Here is a 12,841-nt window from a genome sequence, read left to right as displayed (position 1 = left end):
CCAAGTGCGTTCAGGGCAGTGTGTAATCAAACCGGTAAGCATGCTGACCTTCCTCGATAGTAATCAGCAGGCGGCCGCTCAGTCCTGCCAGTTCACCGGTGCCTGAATCGGGTACCACGGTAATTGACTGCTCCGGCACGCCTTGCGTCATCGTCGCGCTGTGCTGCAACACAAAACTGCCGTGGCGGCCATGCAGCGTGCCGGTGACGGTCTCCATCGCCACGTAGCCCGCCGAACCCTGCACGCTGCTGCGGAAAGAGAGCATTTCGCCTTGGCTGACGGCCTCGAGGTCGCCTTGAAATTTCTTGTCGAGGGACAGGCGGCCCAAGCCTGTTTTGCCGGCAATGTCGCTCAGCGGTTCGGGATTCAGCTTGACTTCAAAAGGGCCGGTTGCTTGTGTGCTGGTCATGGCGTGTTTCTCGAAATAAGGAGCAAGTTGTTTTCGCTGTATCCGACAGGGACAATGGTGTCGCAATATGCGCTATCGTCATAAGGCTTTGAGTGTGCTGAGCCTGTTGGCATACGCGGACAATATTACAGCGATACGCATCCATTTTTCGCGCAAAGTCGTCAAGGCATGCGTTTGCGTCCTGAAGATGCCGCCCGGCATCAGTGCTTAGGATTTGGGCGGAATCACGGCCTGCAGCATGGCTTCGGCGGCGTCATTCTGGCCCAGCCCCTGCAAGCCCTGCACAACGCCGAGGCGGTCGCGTTCGTCTTTGTGCTGATTGAGTTTGGAGACGGCAGTGAAGCGTTCGATATCGATTTCAATGCCGACGATGGCGGCCAGCATGCGGTCGATATATTCCGGCTCGGAATCCCCCATCTTCCACGGCTTTTCCTGGCCGGAGCGGGCTTCATGGGTACGCGTCAGACGGGCCACCACCCGGCGCAGGAATTTTTCATCGTCGCGAATGCGCAGCTTGCCGTGCACATGCACCACTTGATAATTCCAGGTCGGTACCTGCCGGTGGAATTCGTGTTTGCTCGGATACCAGTTGGGTGAAACGTAAGCATCCGTACCGCGGAAAATCACCATGACGTCATCCCCATCCTTGCTGTCTTGCCATAGGGGATTCCTGCGCGCGATGTGCGCCAGCAAGCTGCCATGTTCACCGCTGGCGGCATCGAAGTCGAACGGGATGTGGCTGGCGTCGAGCCCGGCCGGGCCATTCACCACCAGTACGCCGAGCGGATGGGTGGTGATGATGCGATGGATTTCTTCGGTGCGGTGTTCGGCGAAGTGCGGAGGAATGTACACGAGAGCGTCCTTTGAAATGTGTCAGTGTTCGTGCTGTTTGAAACGAAGGCGTGTTGCGCCCGCCGGCGGTTCAGGTTATTGATGGCGCGGCGTCAATCGCGTCCGGCCAGTAATAATGGTCAGGTGTGTTGCGGGCGCCATAAATGGCTTGACCAACCCGCACCACGGTCGCACCTTCTTCGATGGCAGTTTCGAAATCGCCTGACATGCCCATTGAGAGTTCGTCGAGGCTGACGCTGGCGGGGCAGGATTGGCGCAATTGTTCGCGTAATGTGCGCAGTAGCGTAAAACAGGTACGTACTTTTTCAGTCTCGGCCGACAGCAGCGCCAGCGTCATCAAGCCACGCACGCGCAATGCCGAAAATGGCGCGAGCGCCTGAATGAAGTTGGCGGCTTCAGCGGGTTGCAGGCCGTACTTGCTGGCTTCTCCGGACGTATTGATTTGCACGAAAACGTCCAGTCCGCGGCCTTCGATCTGCAACCGGCGTTCCAGCGCCTCGGCGACCCGCAGACTGTCGAGTGCCTGGAATTCGCTGGCGCAACGCGCGACCAGTTTGGCCTTGTTGGTTTGCAAATGGCCGATCACCGACCAGCGCAGGTCGGTCAGATCTGCCATCGCTTCCCATTTGTGAAAGGTTTCCTGTACCTTGTTTTCACCGAGTTCGCGGCAGCCGGCGACATACGACAGACGGATGCGTGCTTCATCGATAGTCTTGCTGACCGGCAGCAGGCGCACACTGGCCGGATCGCGGCCGACACGCAGACATGCTTGGGCCATGCGCAAGCGTACCGCCGCCAGATTGCGCTGGAAATCTTCGACGGTGCGCGCCGGCGGATAATGCGCACCGGCGGCAGATGAATGTGGAGTGGCAGAAGTCACGGCGAGCGCTTAGAATAGATTGTCATGGATGTTATCTTATATTGTCATAGGACAAAATGGAAATCAAGGGTAATTCAGCGTCAGAAATTTTTGAGAATGTGCGCGAGCTGGTGCAATCGGGGCGTATCGTTTCCGGGCAGACATTGCCGCCGGTACGCGATCTGGCGATTGCACTGGATGTCAATCGCAATACCGTTGCGGCTGCTTACAAGCGTTTGACGGCGTCCGGTATCGCCATGACGCAAGGGCGATTGGGAACCACGATTTGCTGGCAGGCGACACCCGGAGAGCAGGAGGGGACTGGCGCCGATTCGCCGCTCATCGATCTGGCCAGCGGCAATCCGAATCCGGCATGGCTGCCGCGCGCGGCAGAATTGTTGTCGCAACTGGAGCGGCCGCCGCGGTTATACGGGGCGGCAACGATCAATGCGGAATTGCAGCAACTGGCCGCTGGCTGGTTCGATGGCGATTGTCCGCCCGGTTATCAGGTGGAACTGAGTCATGGCGCGGTGGATGGCATTGAACGGCTGGCTGCTGCGCATCTGGCGGCCGGGGATCGCATCGCGGTGGAAGAACCGTGTTTTCTTGGCACCATCAATGCCTTGCGCATCGCCGGCCTGCAGGCGACCGGGGTTGAGATTGATGAGCAGGGCATGCTGCCGCAGGCGTTGGAAAATATCTTGCAACGCGGCGCGCAGGCGGTCTTGATCACGCCGCGCGCACACAATCCGACCGGCTGCAGCCTGACGGCAGCGCGGGCCACGGCCTTGCGCCGCGTGCTGAAAAAATTTCCGCATGTGCTGGTGATCGTTGATGATCATTTCGCCTTGTTGTGCGACTCCGCCTATCACTCCATCATTCCGCCGTCGACCCACCGCTGGGCCCTGATCCGTTCGGTCTCCAAAGCGCTCGGCCCGGATTTGCGGCTGGCATTCGTTGCCAGTGACGCCATGACGGCACAACGTTTGCGTCTGCGGCTGGCGCCGGGCATGACCTGGGTCAGTCATTTATTGCAGGATCTGGTCGGCGTCTGTCTGACCGCGCCGGCGGTGGCGGCCGGCATTGGTGCGGCCAAGGCGGCCTATACGGCGCGTCGCCGCGAGTTGCGCCAAGCCTTGCAGGCGCAGGGCATCACGGCCACCGCCGGCGCCGATGGCTTCAATCTCTGGATTCCGTTGCAGCAGGATGCACGCGAGGTCGCGCATCGGCTGGCGCGGCGGGGCTGGCTGGTGCGCAGCGGCGATTCGTTTGATGTGCAAGGGCGGGTGCAGGCATTGCGCATTACGGTATCGACCATGCAAGACGGTCAGGCCGTCAGCTTTGCTGCCGATCTGCGGCAGTGTCTGGATGAATGAGCGCTTGCCGGCAGGGAGTCAGCAAACAGAATGCAACTCCGGCCGGCAAGGCCAGAGATGGCAACGTGCCGGTTCGCGGCTGCGGGACTGCTGCCAGCAAGAAACGACGGCTACTTGGCCTGGGTTTCCAGCCATGCGCCGTAAGTTTCGATAAACGAGATGCAGAATTTCGCGGCATTCTCGCCATGCTTTTCATTGGTGGCCAGACCGGCATAGGACAGCAGATTCGGCTGCTCCTTGATGATCTCGAAAAGCGCATTTTTTGCTTCATGCAAAGCATCTGCCTTGTTCATATGGCCTCCGGTTGGGATAAGCATGTGCTACGCAATTTAACATGACTGGATTCGTTGTCAGTGTATTACTTTTGTGACCGTGATCGCGGCCGTCACTGCGTCATCGGGTATTGCCGCGCGGCGGCAGCTGCAGCCGGTGTGATGCCGGTATTGCTTTTTGGAAAGCCGGAATCCAGTGTTGTAAAACTGTAATGTCCGCACCGCACAGAAACGACGCCGGTGTTTCCGGCGGGCATATTGCACATGTGCCGGCGGGTAATTTGCTGATGTTTCGCTGATGACTGTTGACTATAGTGGTGCGGTGCCTGCCATCAAGCGTGCGGGCGCCGGATTGCGAAGACGGATGCTTTCGCATGCAGTTCACCAACGGAAAATGACATCATGAACCCCGGTACTTTTGACGACCGCCATATTCAGTGGAATACCCTGGCCGGCTTTGACCATTTGCATTATTCCATTCTCGACATCGACGAGCCAAACAAGATCGTCGATGTGTTGTTCAGATTTGCCGCGCGCCAGCAAATCGTGCTGCATCGCCATGTGGCGCACAACAATACGTTCGTGGTTCAAGGCGAGCACCGGCTTTATGAGCGCAACGGCGAGCTGAAGGAAGTGCGTGCGACCGGCAGCTATACCGTCAGCCCGCCGAGCGCAGAGCCGCATCGGGAAGGGGGCGGCGATCAGGATGTGGTAGTCCTGTTCAGCATTCGTGGCAGCGACGGTGTTTTGTATGAAGTGCTGGATGATGATGGCAATCTGCTGGTTGCGCTCGGCATGCAGGAATTCATCGGCCTGTATCGGGCGCAGCCGGATGGCAATGGCCGACACTAATCGATCAGTTTCAGTTTCATGGCCAGTTTGGTGAGTTCAATATCGGTTTTGACGCCGAGTTTGGATTTGATCTGATAGTGCGCATTTTGCACGGTCTTGGGGCTGATGTTGAGGATGTCGCCAATCTGCTCGACGCTGCGGCTGTCGAGCAGCAGGCGCAGAATTTCGAATTCGCGCGGACTCAGTTCGGCAGCCGGGTTGGTTTCGCCTTCCAATAAGGACAGCGCGATTTCCGGCGCGATATCCGGGCTCAGCATCTTGCCGCCTGCGGCCACTTTGTAGACTGCCTGGATCAATAGCTCGGGGCTGCTGCTTTTGGTGATGTAGCCAAGCGCACCGGAACGGATCGCTTGCGCCGCGAACAGCTGGTTGCGATGCATGCTGAACACCAGGATGCGGGCATTCGGTGTGCGCTGCATGATGCGGCGGGTCAGTTCGATACCACCCATGCCGGGCAGTGAAAGATCGAGCACGATCACATCGGGTGTGGCTTTGCGGAGATAGTCGAGGGCTTCGTCGGCGCTGCCGGCTTCGGCCTCGATCTGCAAGTCGGCACGGCGTTCCAGCAAGCGGCGATACCCTTCGCGCACTACTGCGTGATCGTCAACCAGGAGAATGCTGATCATGCCTGATCTTCCTCGCCGGCCGGCAGCGGCAGCCGTACCTTGACGCTGCTGCCGCTGCCGGCATTCTGGTGGAATGACAATTCGCCGCCGAGTGCCAGTACGCGTTCCTCCATGCCGAGCAGACCGAAGCCGCCTGATTTTTTCATGGCAGGCGTTGGTGCGCGTGACGCCGCTTGCCGGCCATTGTCATTGATCGTCAGCAACAGGTGGTTGTCGTGACGTTGCAAGCGGACTTCCACGGCACTCGCCATGCCGTGCCGGATAGCATTGGTAAGACTTTCCTGCACGATCCGATAGATGCTGACGTTGATATCGTCGGGCATGCCGTCCGCATCACCGCTGACGTCGAGTGTAAATACCGTCTGTTCGCGACAACGCTGGTTCCAGCCGGCGAGCAGTTGCTGCAGGCTGGAATGCAGGCCGAACTCTTCCAGTCCGACGGGACGCAAGCGATGCAGGATTTGTTGCAGCGTTTCCATCATGTGGCTGGAAGTCCTTGCGATGGCATCGGCGCACGGGCGCAGGTCCGGCAATTGCTCGTCGGCGAGCTCACGGGCGAATGCCGCTTCGGCATTGAGCGAAGCCAGATACTGACCGAATTCATCGTGCAATTCCCGCGCCAGATGCTGGCGTTCTTCTTCCCGGACCGAGAGCAGGCGATGCGCGAGTCGTTGCTGATTGCGGATGGTGTTTTGCAAGCGGTCTGCCAGCCGGTTGAAACCGCTGCTGATGCGACTCAGTTCGATCAGTGCAAAGGCCGGCATGCGTGCGCGCAAATCACCGCGATCCATGCGATCCAGCGTTTCCAGAATGGCTTGCGAGGGCGCCAGCGCATTGCGTACCGGGCGATAGACAAAGAAGCTCAGCAACAGAATCAGAATGCTGAGCGCCAGCAACTGGCCCAGTTTGGTGGTCAGTTGCAGGGCTTCGCTGGCGTAATCGGGCGTGACCGCCAATTGCCCGACCGCGATGCCCGGATATTGACCGATGCCGGCGTGGTACGCGGCGTCGCTGCCAATCACTACGCGCATCAGGGCGGTCAGCGATTGCGGCGGATTGGTGCGATTGTTGAAGCAACGTTGCTCGACCACGTGGGCGTAAATATCGGTCATGCTGATGCAGAATCCAAGCAGATTGCCAATCGGTTCCAGCAACCCCAGATCGACGTTGATGTCGCGCAGGCTGCGGTCATAGGGCTGGCTGTTGCGATTGATTTCAGCGCTGATCAACTGCCGGATGACGTCGCCGGTACGCTGGATGTCGGCCCTTACCCGATACCGCGTTTCCAGTAGCGTTACGCTGCTGCCGAGCAGCAGCACGATCAGCGCGAACAGGCTGACGCGGACCAGCAATTGGCGTTTGAGATCGAGCGGGCGCTGGGCAGTAACGGTAAGCATGGTTGGCATCGGGAGCGGCAATGTCGCAAAGTATGCCGCAATATCGGCGGGAAATTTGCCCGACATGCAGCGGCTTCGCATCGGGCCCGGCCCGGTGATGTCAGTCGGGGACGTAAACCAGTGAGCCGTCCGCCATCCGATATGCGGTGCCGGCCTTGCTGCCCTGGCCGCTGCCCGTCTTGCCGTCGGCACGAAAGCGTTGAATCTGCTTGCCCTCCATAGTGATGATTTCCATATCCGGCTGGCCGGCATTGCGGATCACGGTGACCTTGTCCCGGCTCAATGGTTGCAAGGGATTGTTGGCGATGCACAGCAACAGGGCCGCTATCACGACCAGCAACACATCAATCAGATTGACCAGCGACAGCATCGGATCATCGCTGTCATCATCGATGGCAAGCGTCAGTTTCATGCTTGTGTTTCCTGTTCCAGCCGGCGCAGATCGCTGGCGTACCAGCGGCGCCGCACATGGGCAATAGGGTAAGTAATGGCGGTAGCGATCAGTGCCAGAATCACGGCCGAGAAGGCCAGCATCAGGTTGCTGGCGACTTCGCTGAGTTGCCCATCTCCGAGCGCCTTGAGGGCCGGTCCCATCGGAATCATGGTGGCCACCAGTCCCAGCATCGGCATTACGCGCGTGATGATGCGCACCGGTTCCAGCCGGCTGACGGCTGCTGCTTCCAGATCGGCATGGCTGGTGTGCGGGGCGATCTGCCTGAGCTGCTGCAATTCAAAGCCGGCCGGATCCCCCTGGCGGCGTTGCCATGCTTGCCAGCTGAATGCGCCGAGCGCATAGAAGGCATACAGAAACAATGCGGTGATGGTGAGCAGCGTCGGCAACAGGAATAGCTGGCCGAGTCCGAACATCAAATGTTCGAGGGCGCGGCCGGGATCTTGAATGAATGATGGCATGGAGATGGCGATGGTTGACGAGGTGAGTGAGGCGGCTGTTTTGTGGCGGACTGCGAATATCAGCGTACCCGGCGCCGGCGCTTCTTGCGCAGCGCGCCGAACGCAAAACTGATCAGCAGCAAGGCAATCAGCAGCACCGATGCACCGGTGGCGGAGGATGGTGTCGGCGATGTGCGCAACGCCAGTTGCTGACCCTGAATTGCTTGCGGCGGTGTCGTCGGCGTTATTGCTGTTGCCGGTGGTAATGGAGATGCCGGCGGCAGGATCGGCGCGGATGTTCCTTGATCTGCGCGCATGGCAACGGCATTACGGCGCAATGCCGGCACCGCGTGACGCTCTTCTGATACCGCGTTGGCGAGGGGGGCCAGTGCGGCGCTGGTCGGTGTGCCGGCACCCATGCCTTGCTGATCGCGATAGCCGGTGTGGTAATTGGTCGCGAGAAAATCTTTGGCTTCCGGATTGCCTTCGGCAGCGGCGGCTTGAAACCACTTCATGGCTTCCGCCCGGTCTTGCGTCACGCCTCTGCCGAGATACAGCACGGTGGCATAGTGCATCTTGCCGACCGGACCATAGGCGGGATCGCCGCTGATGGCGGCACGGTGCAGCAGCTCGGCGGCCTTGGGCAAGTCTTGTTCGACACCGGCGCCATCATCCAGCAGCAGGGCTTTCCAGATCATGGCGCCGGCGTAACCGGCGGCGATGCACTTGTCGAAGACCTTATTGGCGTTTTCGTGATCGCCGCACTTTTCCAGGAAATATCCCTGGCTGCAGGTCACCATGCTGGCCGGTTGCCGGATGGCATGTTCGAGTGACAGGTCGCTGACTTCTCCTGTGCTGGCGGCAGCGCCGCAGAAACTGTTTTCGGCGGCAGAGGGGAGCTGCAAGCTCACTCCGAAGGCGAGCAATAAATACATGGGCAGCAGACGCGTTGCGGATAACGACATTACGGGACCTTTGTTGGAGGATGGCTGGCAGCCGATCAGTACAGCTTAGTGACGCGTGTCATTGTCGAAAAGAGCAAACTTCCCGACGCACGGCAGGCAATTTGCCCGCTGCTGCCCGTATCGTGAGCCGGTCCCGCCAAGAAGAGGCGGCAGATCGTCGTGATGCATGCCGGACCGGGACTGCTGATACCTGAGAGTGGCGGTTTTCATTTCCATGAGGCAACGTTGTTCTTTGCCATCGGTTGCGGAATAAATCTTTTGTTTGCTTGCCTAAAAATTGAGCAAAAAAGACAAGCTGAACTATAATTGCGGACTTTGCAAAAACATCCCTGTTTTGCCGGGGCCTCAGCGATCCGCCGGATTGCATCGAGCGGTTGCAGGCTGGCGGCATCAGGTCGCCTCAAGCCAGACGGCAGGTGGGAACATGTTTTCTTTCGCCCGTGGTAACGGGTATTCCGGGATTTCTTGATGTCATTGAACCGCCTGTTCTGGCTTATCTCGATAGCGTTGATGCTGCTGTTTTCGGCGCTCGCGGTCAGAATCGTGGTCGTCGAATGGGGCACCTACAAGCGCGGCGCATACAGCATGGATGCGATGCGCACGGTGCAACTGGGATTGGTGGCGTTGGAAAAGGTGTCATTCGAACGCGGTCCGAGCAATGCTTGCCTCGGCAGCGGCGTGTCCGATCCGACCGCTTCTCTGGTGCGTCTGCAACGTGCGCGGTCCGAGAGCGATGTGGCACTGACGGGATTGCTGGCGGATTTGCGTCAGACGCCGGATCTGTCATCACAAACGCAGCGCATCGTTGAGCGTACCGAGCAAGCGCGCCGGGTGTTGCTGTCGGCGCGGCAAGCAGTGGATCGTTTGTGTGCCATGCCATTGGCGCGACGTACTTCGCAGGAAGTGACGGTAGCAGTTGATGGCATGTTGGCGGTGGTGCCGTTGATGGTGGCGACGCTGGGCGATTTGTCGGTCATCGTGACGCAGGCCGATCCCGAATTGCTGGATGGGTTGACCGGCGTGCGGGTGGCTGCCAGTTTGCGTGAATATGCCGGTCAGGTCGGGTCCAGATTTACGGCGCCGCTGGTCGCGCAGCGACCACTGACCCAGAACGAAGTGATTGAAATCGGCAAGCTTTACGGTCGGATTGAGCAGTTGCGGACCTTGATGGATACGCGCCTGCGCGGCGCACAAAACAACGTCCAATTCAAAGAAGCGTTGCTGGTAGTTGATCGTATGTATTTCGGTGACGCCATCCCATTTCTGGACCGCCTGCGGCAAGTGGGGTTGAATTCGGGAAACTATGGCATGACTACCGGTGCACTGGCTGAGTATTACGTACCGCGCATGACGCCGCTGCTGCGCTTGCGCGATATCCTCATGATTGAAGTGACGGCGTTGGCAGAAGCGCGTCATCGTCAGGCCGGCAAGTTGCTGCTCGGCGTGCTGACGATGGTGGCACTGAGCTTTCTGTTTTTGTTCGTGCTGATGTATGTGGTGCGCAAGCGGGTGGTCGGACCGGTATTGTTCGCTACCAAGCTGGTCAAGCAACTCGGAGATGGCAATCTCGACGTGAAAATTCCGCCGCCGCGTCACCCTGATGAAATTGGCGCCATGTTGCAGGCGCTCAAGGTGCTGAAGCATCGCAGTATCGAGCGCATCAGTCTGGCGCGTGAGCGGGAAGAATTGATTGCCCAGTTGCAGACCTCATCGAATACCGATTTCCTTACCGGGGCGCTGAACCGGCGCGCCTTTTTTTCCTACAGCGAACAGCAACTGGCGGTAGCGCAACGCTATCAGCGCAATCTGACGCTGATCTTGCTGGATATCGATTACTTCAAGCAGATCAACGATGCGCACGGCCATATTGCCGGTGACGAAGTCTTGCGTGGCGTGGTGAAATTGGTGGGACGCTTGTTGCGCAAGGTGGATATTTTTGCGCGTTACGGCGGCGAGGAATTCATCCTGTTATTGCCCGAAGCCGATCTTGAGCAGGGCATTGCCGTCGCGGAAAAATTGCGGCTGGCGCTGGCCGCGCAGACAGTGGATCTGGGCGACGGACAACTGATACAGGTGACCGCCAGTTTCGGTGTCGCCGCACTGGCCGGTGACGAAAGTCTCGATCATTTGATCAGTCTGGCCGACGAGGCACTGTACGACGCCAAGCACCGCGGTCGCAATTGCGTCGTGCGCGCAACCCGCATGGGAGCGTCGACATTTGCCCCGGTGTCTGACTGAGCTTGCGGTTTACGGCTTCAGTCACGGTCATTGAATGCCGAAATATGCGACACCTGAAATACATTCGACAGTGAATGCAGTTCATCGCGATGCAGTGCTGCCAGTCGTTGCAGGTACTGCTCGCCACTGGTGGTCAGATGCACCTGAACCAGTCGCTTGTCCTTGTCGTCCTGGGTGCGACTCACCAGTCCAGCCTTTTCGCACCGGGTGACCAGCGCTACCACGCCGTGGTGCTGTGATTGCAGGCGTTCCGCCAATTCTCCGATGCTGGCCCATTCGCGGCCGGGAAACCCCTTGATATGCAGCATGAGCAAATATTGCAGCGGCGTCAGTCCTTCGCCTTGCGCAGCTTCTTCGCTGAAGCGGATAAAGCGGCGCAATTGGTAGCGGAATTCGGACAGTGCTTCGAAATCTTCTTTGTGCAGACGGGCAGGAGTGGTCATTGTGGTTTTGCGGGGCGCAACGATGCGCCGGAACGATTGACGGCAAAATATATCATCTTGTGATGTAATGGCGGTTTTCCCATTATCTCCAAGTAGATAAAGCATGCGCGATTCTATCCTGCTCTGGTCCAGAAGTTTTCTTCCGCAACGAACTGCCGTCGATCGCTTCGAGCGCATGCGCGCCTGCGCCGGTGCCTTGTTCGGTATCTTGACGGCGGGTTTGCTGAGTTATCTGGTGTTGCCGGCGAGTTACCACAGTGCCTGGCTGATTGCGCCGATGGGGGCGTCGGCGGTCTTGCTGTTCGCGGTGCCGGCCAGTCCGCTGGCGCAGCCGTGGTCCGTCATCGGCGGCAATCTGGTGGCGGCCACGATTGGTGTTGCCTGCGCGCAAATGGTGGACGCGCCAATGCTGGCGGCGGCCTTGGCGATTGCGCTGGCAATTGGTGCCATGTTCGCGTTGCGCTGCATCCATCCGCCCAGTGGCGCGGTGGCGCTGACCGCGGTATTGGGCGGGCCGGCCATTCATGCGATGGGATTTTCTTTCGTGCTGGCGCCGGTGGCAGTCAATTCTTTTTTGTTATTGTGCGCCGCCTTGTTTTTCAACAATGCCACCGGCCGCCGTTATCCGCATGCGCAGCAGACCGAGCATCGCAATCCGCATCACACGCAAGACAGTTTGCCGATTGAGCGTCTGGGATTTACCCACGAAGATCTGGATATCGTCTTGCAGCGCTATAACCAGGTGCTCGATATCAGCCGCGATGATCTGGAAGAAATTTTCCTGCAGACAGAAATGCTGGCGTATCGCCGCCGGTTTGGCGAAACCGTGTGCGGCGACATCATGTCGGGCGATATCGTGGCGGTCGAATTTGCCACCGAACTGGAAGACGCCTGGCAACTGATGCTGCGACACAAACTCAAGGCCATGCCGGTGCTGGACCGGGCGCGGCGAGTGATCGGCATCATCACCCGCACCGACTTTTTGCATCATGCTGCGCCACCGGCCTATAGTGGATTGCGGGCAGCCTTGCAGGCATTGCTGCGACGCGCGCACCACAGTCATTCCGCCAAGCCGGAGGTGGTCGGGCAAATCATGAGCGTCGACGTCAAGACCGTTGCCAGAGACTTGCCGATTGTGCAATTGGTTGGCTTGATGACTGACGGTGGCGTGCATCAGGTGCCGGTGATCGACGACGACCGGCGGCTGGTGGGCATGGTCAGCCGTTCAGACATGATTGCGGCGTTGTATGAAAACAATCTGGGGCAGGCGCGCAATCCGGAAAGCGCAATCCCGGCCGGCTGAACCATTTGCCGGTGCCGTATCTAAAATCAAGAGAGCAAGAAGAGCGGCATGCCGGTCACGGCGTGCGGTCGATAGGTGGAGGAGACACAAGGAGAATAATCATGCGCATTATGTTGATGTTGCTGGTGTTGGCGGGTTTGTTGTCGGCGTGCGAACGCAAGGATCAGATGCCGAAACCTACGGTGGCGGGGGATTCGCACGTGGTGCCGGATGCCGCGGGGCGGCGCTAGGCGCGACGGGCAGCGGTAGTGAGGTAAAGAGTTGGTCGGGTTGTTGATGCGCTCGTTATGCGATTTGTGAATATCACATATCGCCAGAATAAAGCGGACATCGCGTTCGGCGATCGATATAGTTGCAC

Annotated in this window: 15 protein-coding genes; 5 read left to right on the top strand and 10 right to left on the bottom strand. The window is 58.9% G+C overall.

Going from position 1 to position 12,841, the window contains the following annotated elements:
- Positions 1-10: 10 nt before the first annotated feature.
- From AKL27_RS24425 to AKL27_RS24415, 3 genes are all read right to left on the bottom strand, one after another.
- Entirely contained in the window at positions 11-409 is a 399-nt protein-coding gene (locus AKL27_RS24425) for a DUF3224 domain-containing protein (protein WP_050465491.1), read from the bottom strand.
- A gap of 207 nt (positions 410-616) precedes the next feature.
- Positions 617-1,261 (bottom strand): FMN-binding negative transcriptional regulator, encoded by a 645-nt coding sequence (locus tag AKL27_RS24420; protein WP_050465490.1) that lies wholly within the window; start codon positions 1,259-1,261, stop codon positions 617-619.
- 70 nt (positions 1,262-1,331) lie between these two features.
- Positions 1,332-2,141, bottom strand: a complete 810-nt coding sequence (locus tag AKL27_RS24415; protein ID WP_050465489.1) for a YggS family pyridoxal phosphate-dependent enzyme — start codon at positions 2,139-2,141, stop codon at positions 1,332-1,334.
- A gap of 56 nt (positions 2,142-2,197) precedes the next feature.
- Between AKL27_RS24415 and ptsJ the strand changes: the two genes are divergently transcribed.
- A complete protein-coding gene (gene ptsJ, locus AKL27_RS24410; protein ID WP_050465488.1) occupies positions 2,198-3,496 on the top strand; it encodes a MocR-like B6 salvage transcription factor PtsJ in 1,299 nt (432 codons plus the stop codon).
- A gap of 110 nt (positions 3,497-3,606) precedes the next feature.
- On the opposite strand, the gene AKL27_RS24405 is transcribed toward ptsJ, so the two are convergent.
- Complete coding sequence (locus AKL27_RS24405) at positions 3,607-3,789, bottom strand: hypothetical protein (RefSeq protein WP_050465487.1); 183 nt, start codon at positions 3,787-3,789, stop codon at positions 3,607-3,609.
- A gap of 381 nt (positions 3,790-4,170) precedes the next feature.
- Between AKL27_RS24405 and AKL27_RS24400 the strand changes: the two genes are divergently transcribed.
- The gene (locus AKL27_RS24400) at positions 4,171-4,620 is read left to right on the top strand and encodes a cupin domain-containing protein (RefSeq protein ID WP_050465486.1); all 450 of its coding nucleotides are present in this window, start codon (positions 4,171-4,173) and stop codon (positions 4,618-4,620) included.
- Here the strand turns inward: AKL27_RS24400 and AKL27_RS24395 are convergent.
- The 5 genes from AKL27_RS24395 to AKL27_RS24375 form a co-directional block, all read right to left on the bottom strand.
- Positions 4,617-5,246, bottom strand: coding sequence for a response regulator (locus tag AKL27_RS24395; RefSeq protein WP_050465485.1), 630 nt, complete (start codon positions 5,244-5,246; stop codon positions 4,617-4,619). The two genes, AKL27_RS24400 and AKL27_RS24395, sit on opposite strands and share 4 nt — an antisense overlap.
- Complete coding sequence (locus AKL27_RS24390) at positions 5,243-6,643, bottom strand: sensor histidine kinase (protein ID WP_083439272.1); 1,401 nt, start codon at positions 6,641-6,643, stop codon at positions 5,243-5,245. The genes AKL27_RS24395 and AKL27_RS24390 overlap by 4 nt, the downstream gene beginning before the upstream one ends.
- 100 nt (positions 6,644-6,743) lie before the next feature.
- On the bottom strand, positions 6,744-7,055 hold the full coding sequence (locus AKL27_RS24385; RefSeq protein WP_050465482.1) for a DUF2149 domain-containing protein: 312 nt from the start codon (positions 7,053-7,055) through the stop codon (positions 6,744-6,746).
- The gene (locus tag AKL27_RS24380; protein WP_050465481.1) at positions 7,052-7,555 is read right to left on the bottom strand and encodes a MotA/TolQ/ExbB proton channel family protein; all 504 of its coding nucleotides are present in this window, start codon (positions 7,553-7,555) and stop codon (positions 7,052-7,054) included. The genes AKL27_RS24385 and AKL27_RS24380 overlap by 4 nt, the downstream gene beginning before the upstream one ends.
- Positions 7,556-7,614: 59 nt before the next feature.
- A complete protein-coding gene (locus tag AKL27_RS24375; RefSeq protein ID WP_198156074.1) occupies positions 7,615-8,439 on the bottom strand; it encodes a tetratricopeptide repeat protein in 825 nt (274 codons plus the stop codon).
- 528 nt (positions 8,440-8,967) lie between these two features.
- On the opposite strand from AKL27_RS24375, the gene AKL27_RS24370 reads away from it, so the two are divergent.
- Positions 8,968-10,737 (top strand): GGDEF domain-containing protein, encoded by a 1,770-nt coding sequence (locus tag AKL27_RS24370; RefSeq protein WP_050465480.1) that lies wholly within the window; start codon positions 8,968-8,970, stop codon positions 10,735-10,737.
- Positions 10,738-10,754: 17 nt separating this feature from the next.
- Here the strand turns inward: AKL27_RS24370 and AKL27_RS24365 are convergent, their stop codons facing one another.
- Positions 10,755-11,180 (bottom strand): MarR family winged helix-turn-helix transcriptional regulator, encoded by a 426-nt coding sequence (locus AKL27_RS24365; RefSeq protein WP_050465479.1) that lies wholly within the window; start codon positions 11,178-11,180, stop codon positions 10,755-10,757.
- A gap of 103 nt (positions 11,181-11,283) precedes the next feature.
- Between AKL27_RS24365 and AKL27_RS24360 the strand changes: the two genes are divergently transcribed.
- Positions 11,284-12,483 (top strand): HPP family protein, encoded by a 1,200-nt coding sequence (locus AKL27_RS24360; RefSeq protein WP_050465478.1) that lies wholly within the window; start codon positions 11,284-11,286, stop codon positions 12,481-12,483.
- 101 nt (positions 12,484-12,584) lie between these two features.
- Positions 12,585-12,713 (top strand): hypothetical protein, encoded by a 129-nt coding sequence (locus AKL27_RS28705; RefSeq protein WP_269749273.1) that lies wholly within the window; start codon positions 12,585-12,587, stop codon positions 12,711-12,713.
- Positions 12,714-12,841 lie beyond the last annotated feature (128 nt).

The organism is Herbaspirillum autotrophicum (assembly GCF_001189915.1).
Taxonomy (GTDB): domain Bacteria; phylum Pseudomonadota; class Gammaproteobacteria; order Burkholderiales; family Burkholderiaceae_D; genus Herbaspirillum; species Herbaspirillum autotrophicum.
Note: the sequence above shows the minus strand (reverse complement) of the source record. Positions and strands in the feature narration are given on the sequence as shown.

What these genes read in the sequence shown, in the direction of transcription:
- AKL27_RS24425 (WP_050465491.1), bottom strand. Translation starts at nt 409, where the DNA reads ATGACCAGCACACAAGCAACCGGCCCTTTTGAAGTCAAGCTGAATCCC.
- ptsJ (WP_050465488.1), top strand. Translation starts at nt 2,198, where the DNA reads ATGGAAATCAAGGGTAATTCAGCGTCAGAAATTTTTGAGAATGTGCGC.
- AKL27_RS24405 (WP_050465487.1), bottom strand. Translation starts at nt 3,789, where the DNA reads ATGAACAAGGCAGATGCTTTGCATGAAGCAAAAAATGCGCTTTTCGAG.
- AKL27_RS24400 (WP_050465486.1), top strand. Translation starts at nt 4,171, where the DNA reads ATGAACCCCGGTACTTTTGACGACCGCCATATTCAGTGGAATACCCTG.
- AKL27_RS24395 (WP_050465485.1), bottom strand. Translation starts at nt 5,246, where the DNA reads ATGATCAGCATTCTCCTGGTTGACGATCACGCAGTAGTGCGCGAAGGG.
- AKL27_RS24390 (WP_083439272.1), bottom strand. Translation starts at nt 6,643, where the DNA reads ATGCTTACCGTTACTGCCCAGCGCCCGCTCGATCTCAAACGCCAATTG.
- AKL27_RS24385 (WP_050465482.1), bottom strand. Translation starts at nt 7,055, where the DNA reads ATGAAACTGACGCTTGCCATCGATGATGACAGCGATGATCCGATGCTG.
- AKL27_RS24380 (WP_050465481.1), bottom strand. Translation starts at nt 7,555, where the DNA reads ATGCCATCATTCATTCAAGATCCCGGCCGCGCCCTCGAACATTTGATG.
- AKL27_RS24370 (WP_050465480.1), top strand. Translation starts at nt 8,968, where the DNA reads ATGTCATTGAACCGCCTGTTCTGGCTTATCTCGATAGCGTTGATGCTG.
- AKL27_RS24365 (WP_050465479.1), bottom strand. Translation starts at nt 11,180, where the DNA reads ATGACCACTCCTGCCCGTCTGCACAAAGAAGATTTCGAAGCACTGTCC.
- AKL27_RS24360 (WP_050465478.1), top strand. Translation starts at nt 11,284, where the DNA reads ATGCGCGATTCTATCCTGCTCTGGTCCAGAAGTTTTCTTCCGCAACGA.
- AKL27_RS28705 (WP_269749273.1), top strand. Translation starts at nt 12,585, where the DNA reads ATGCGCATTATGTTGATGTTGCTGGTGTTGGCGGGTTTGTTGTCGGCG.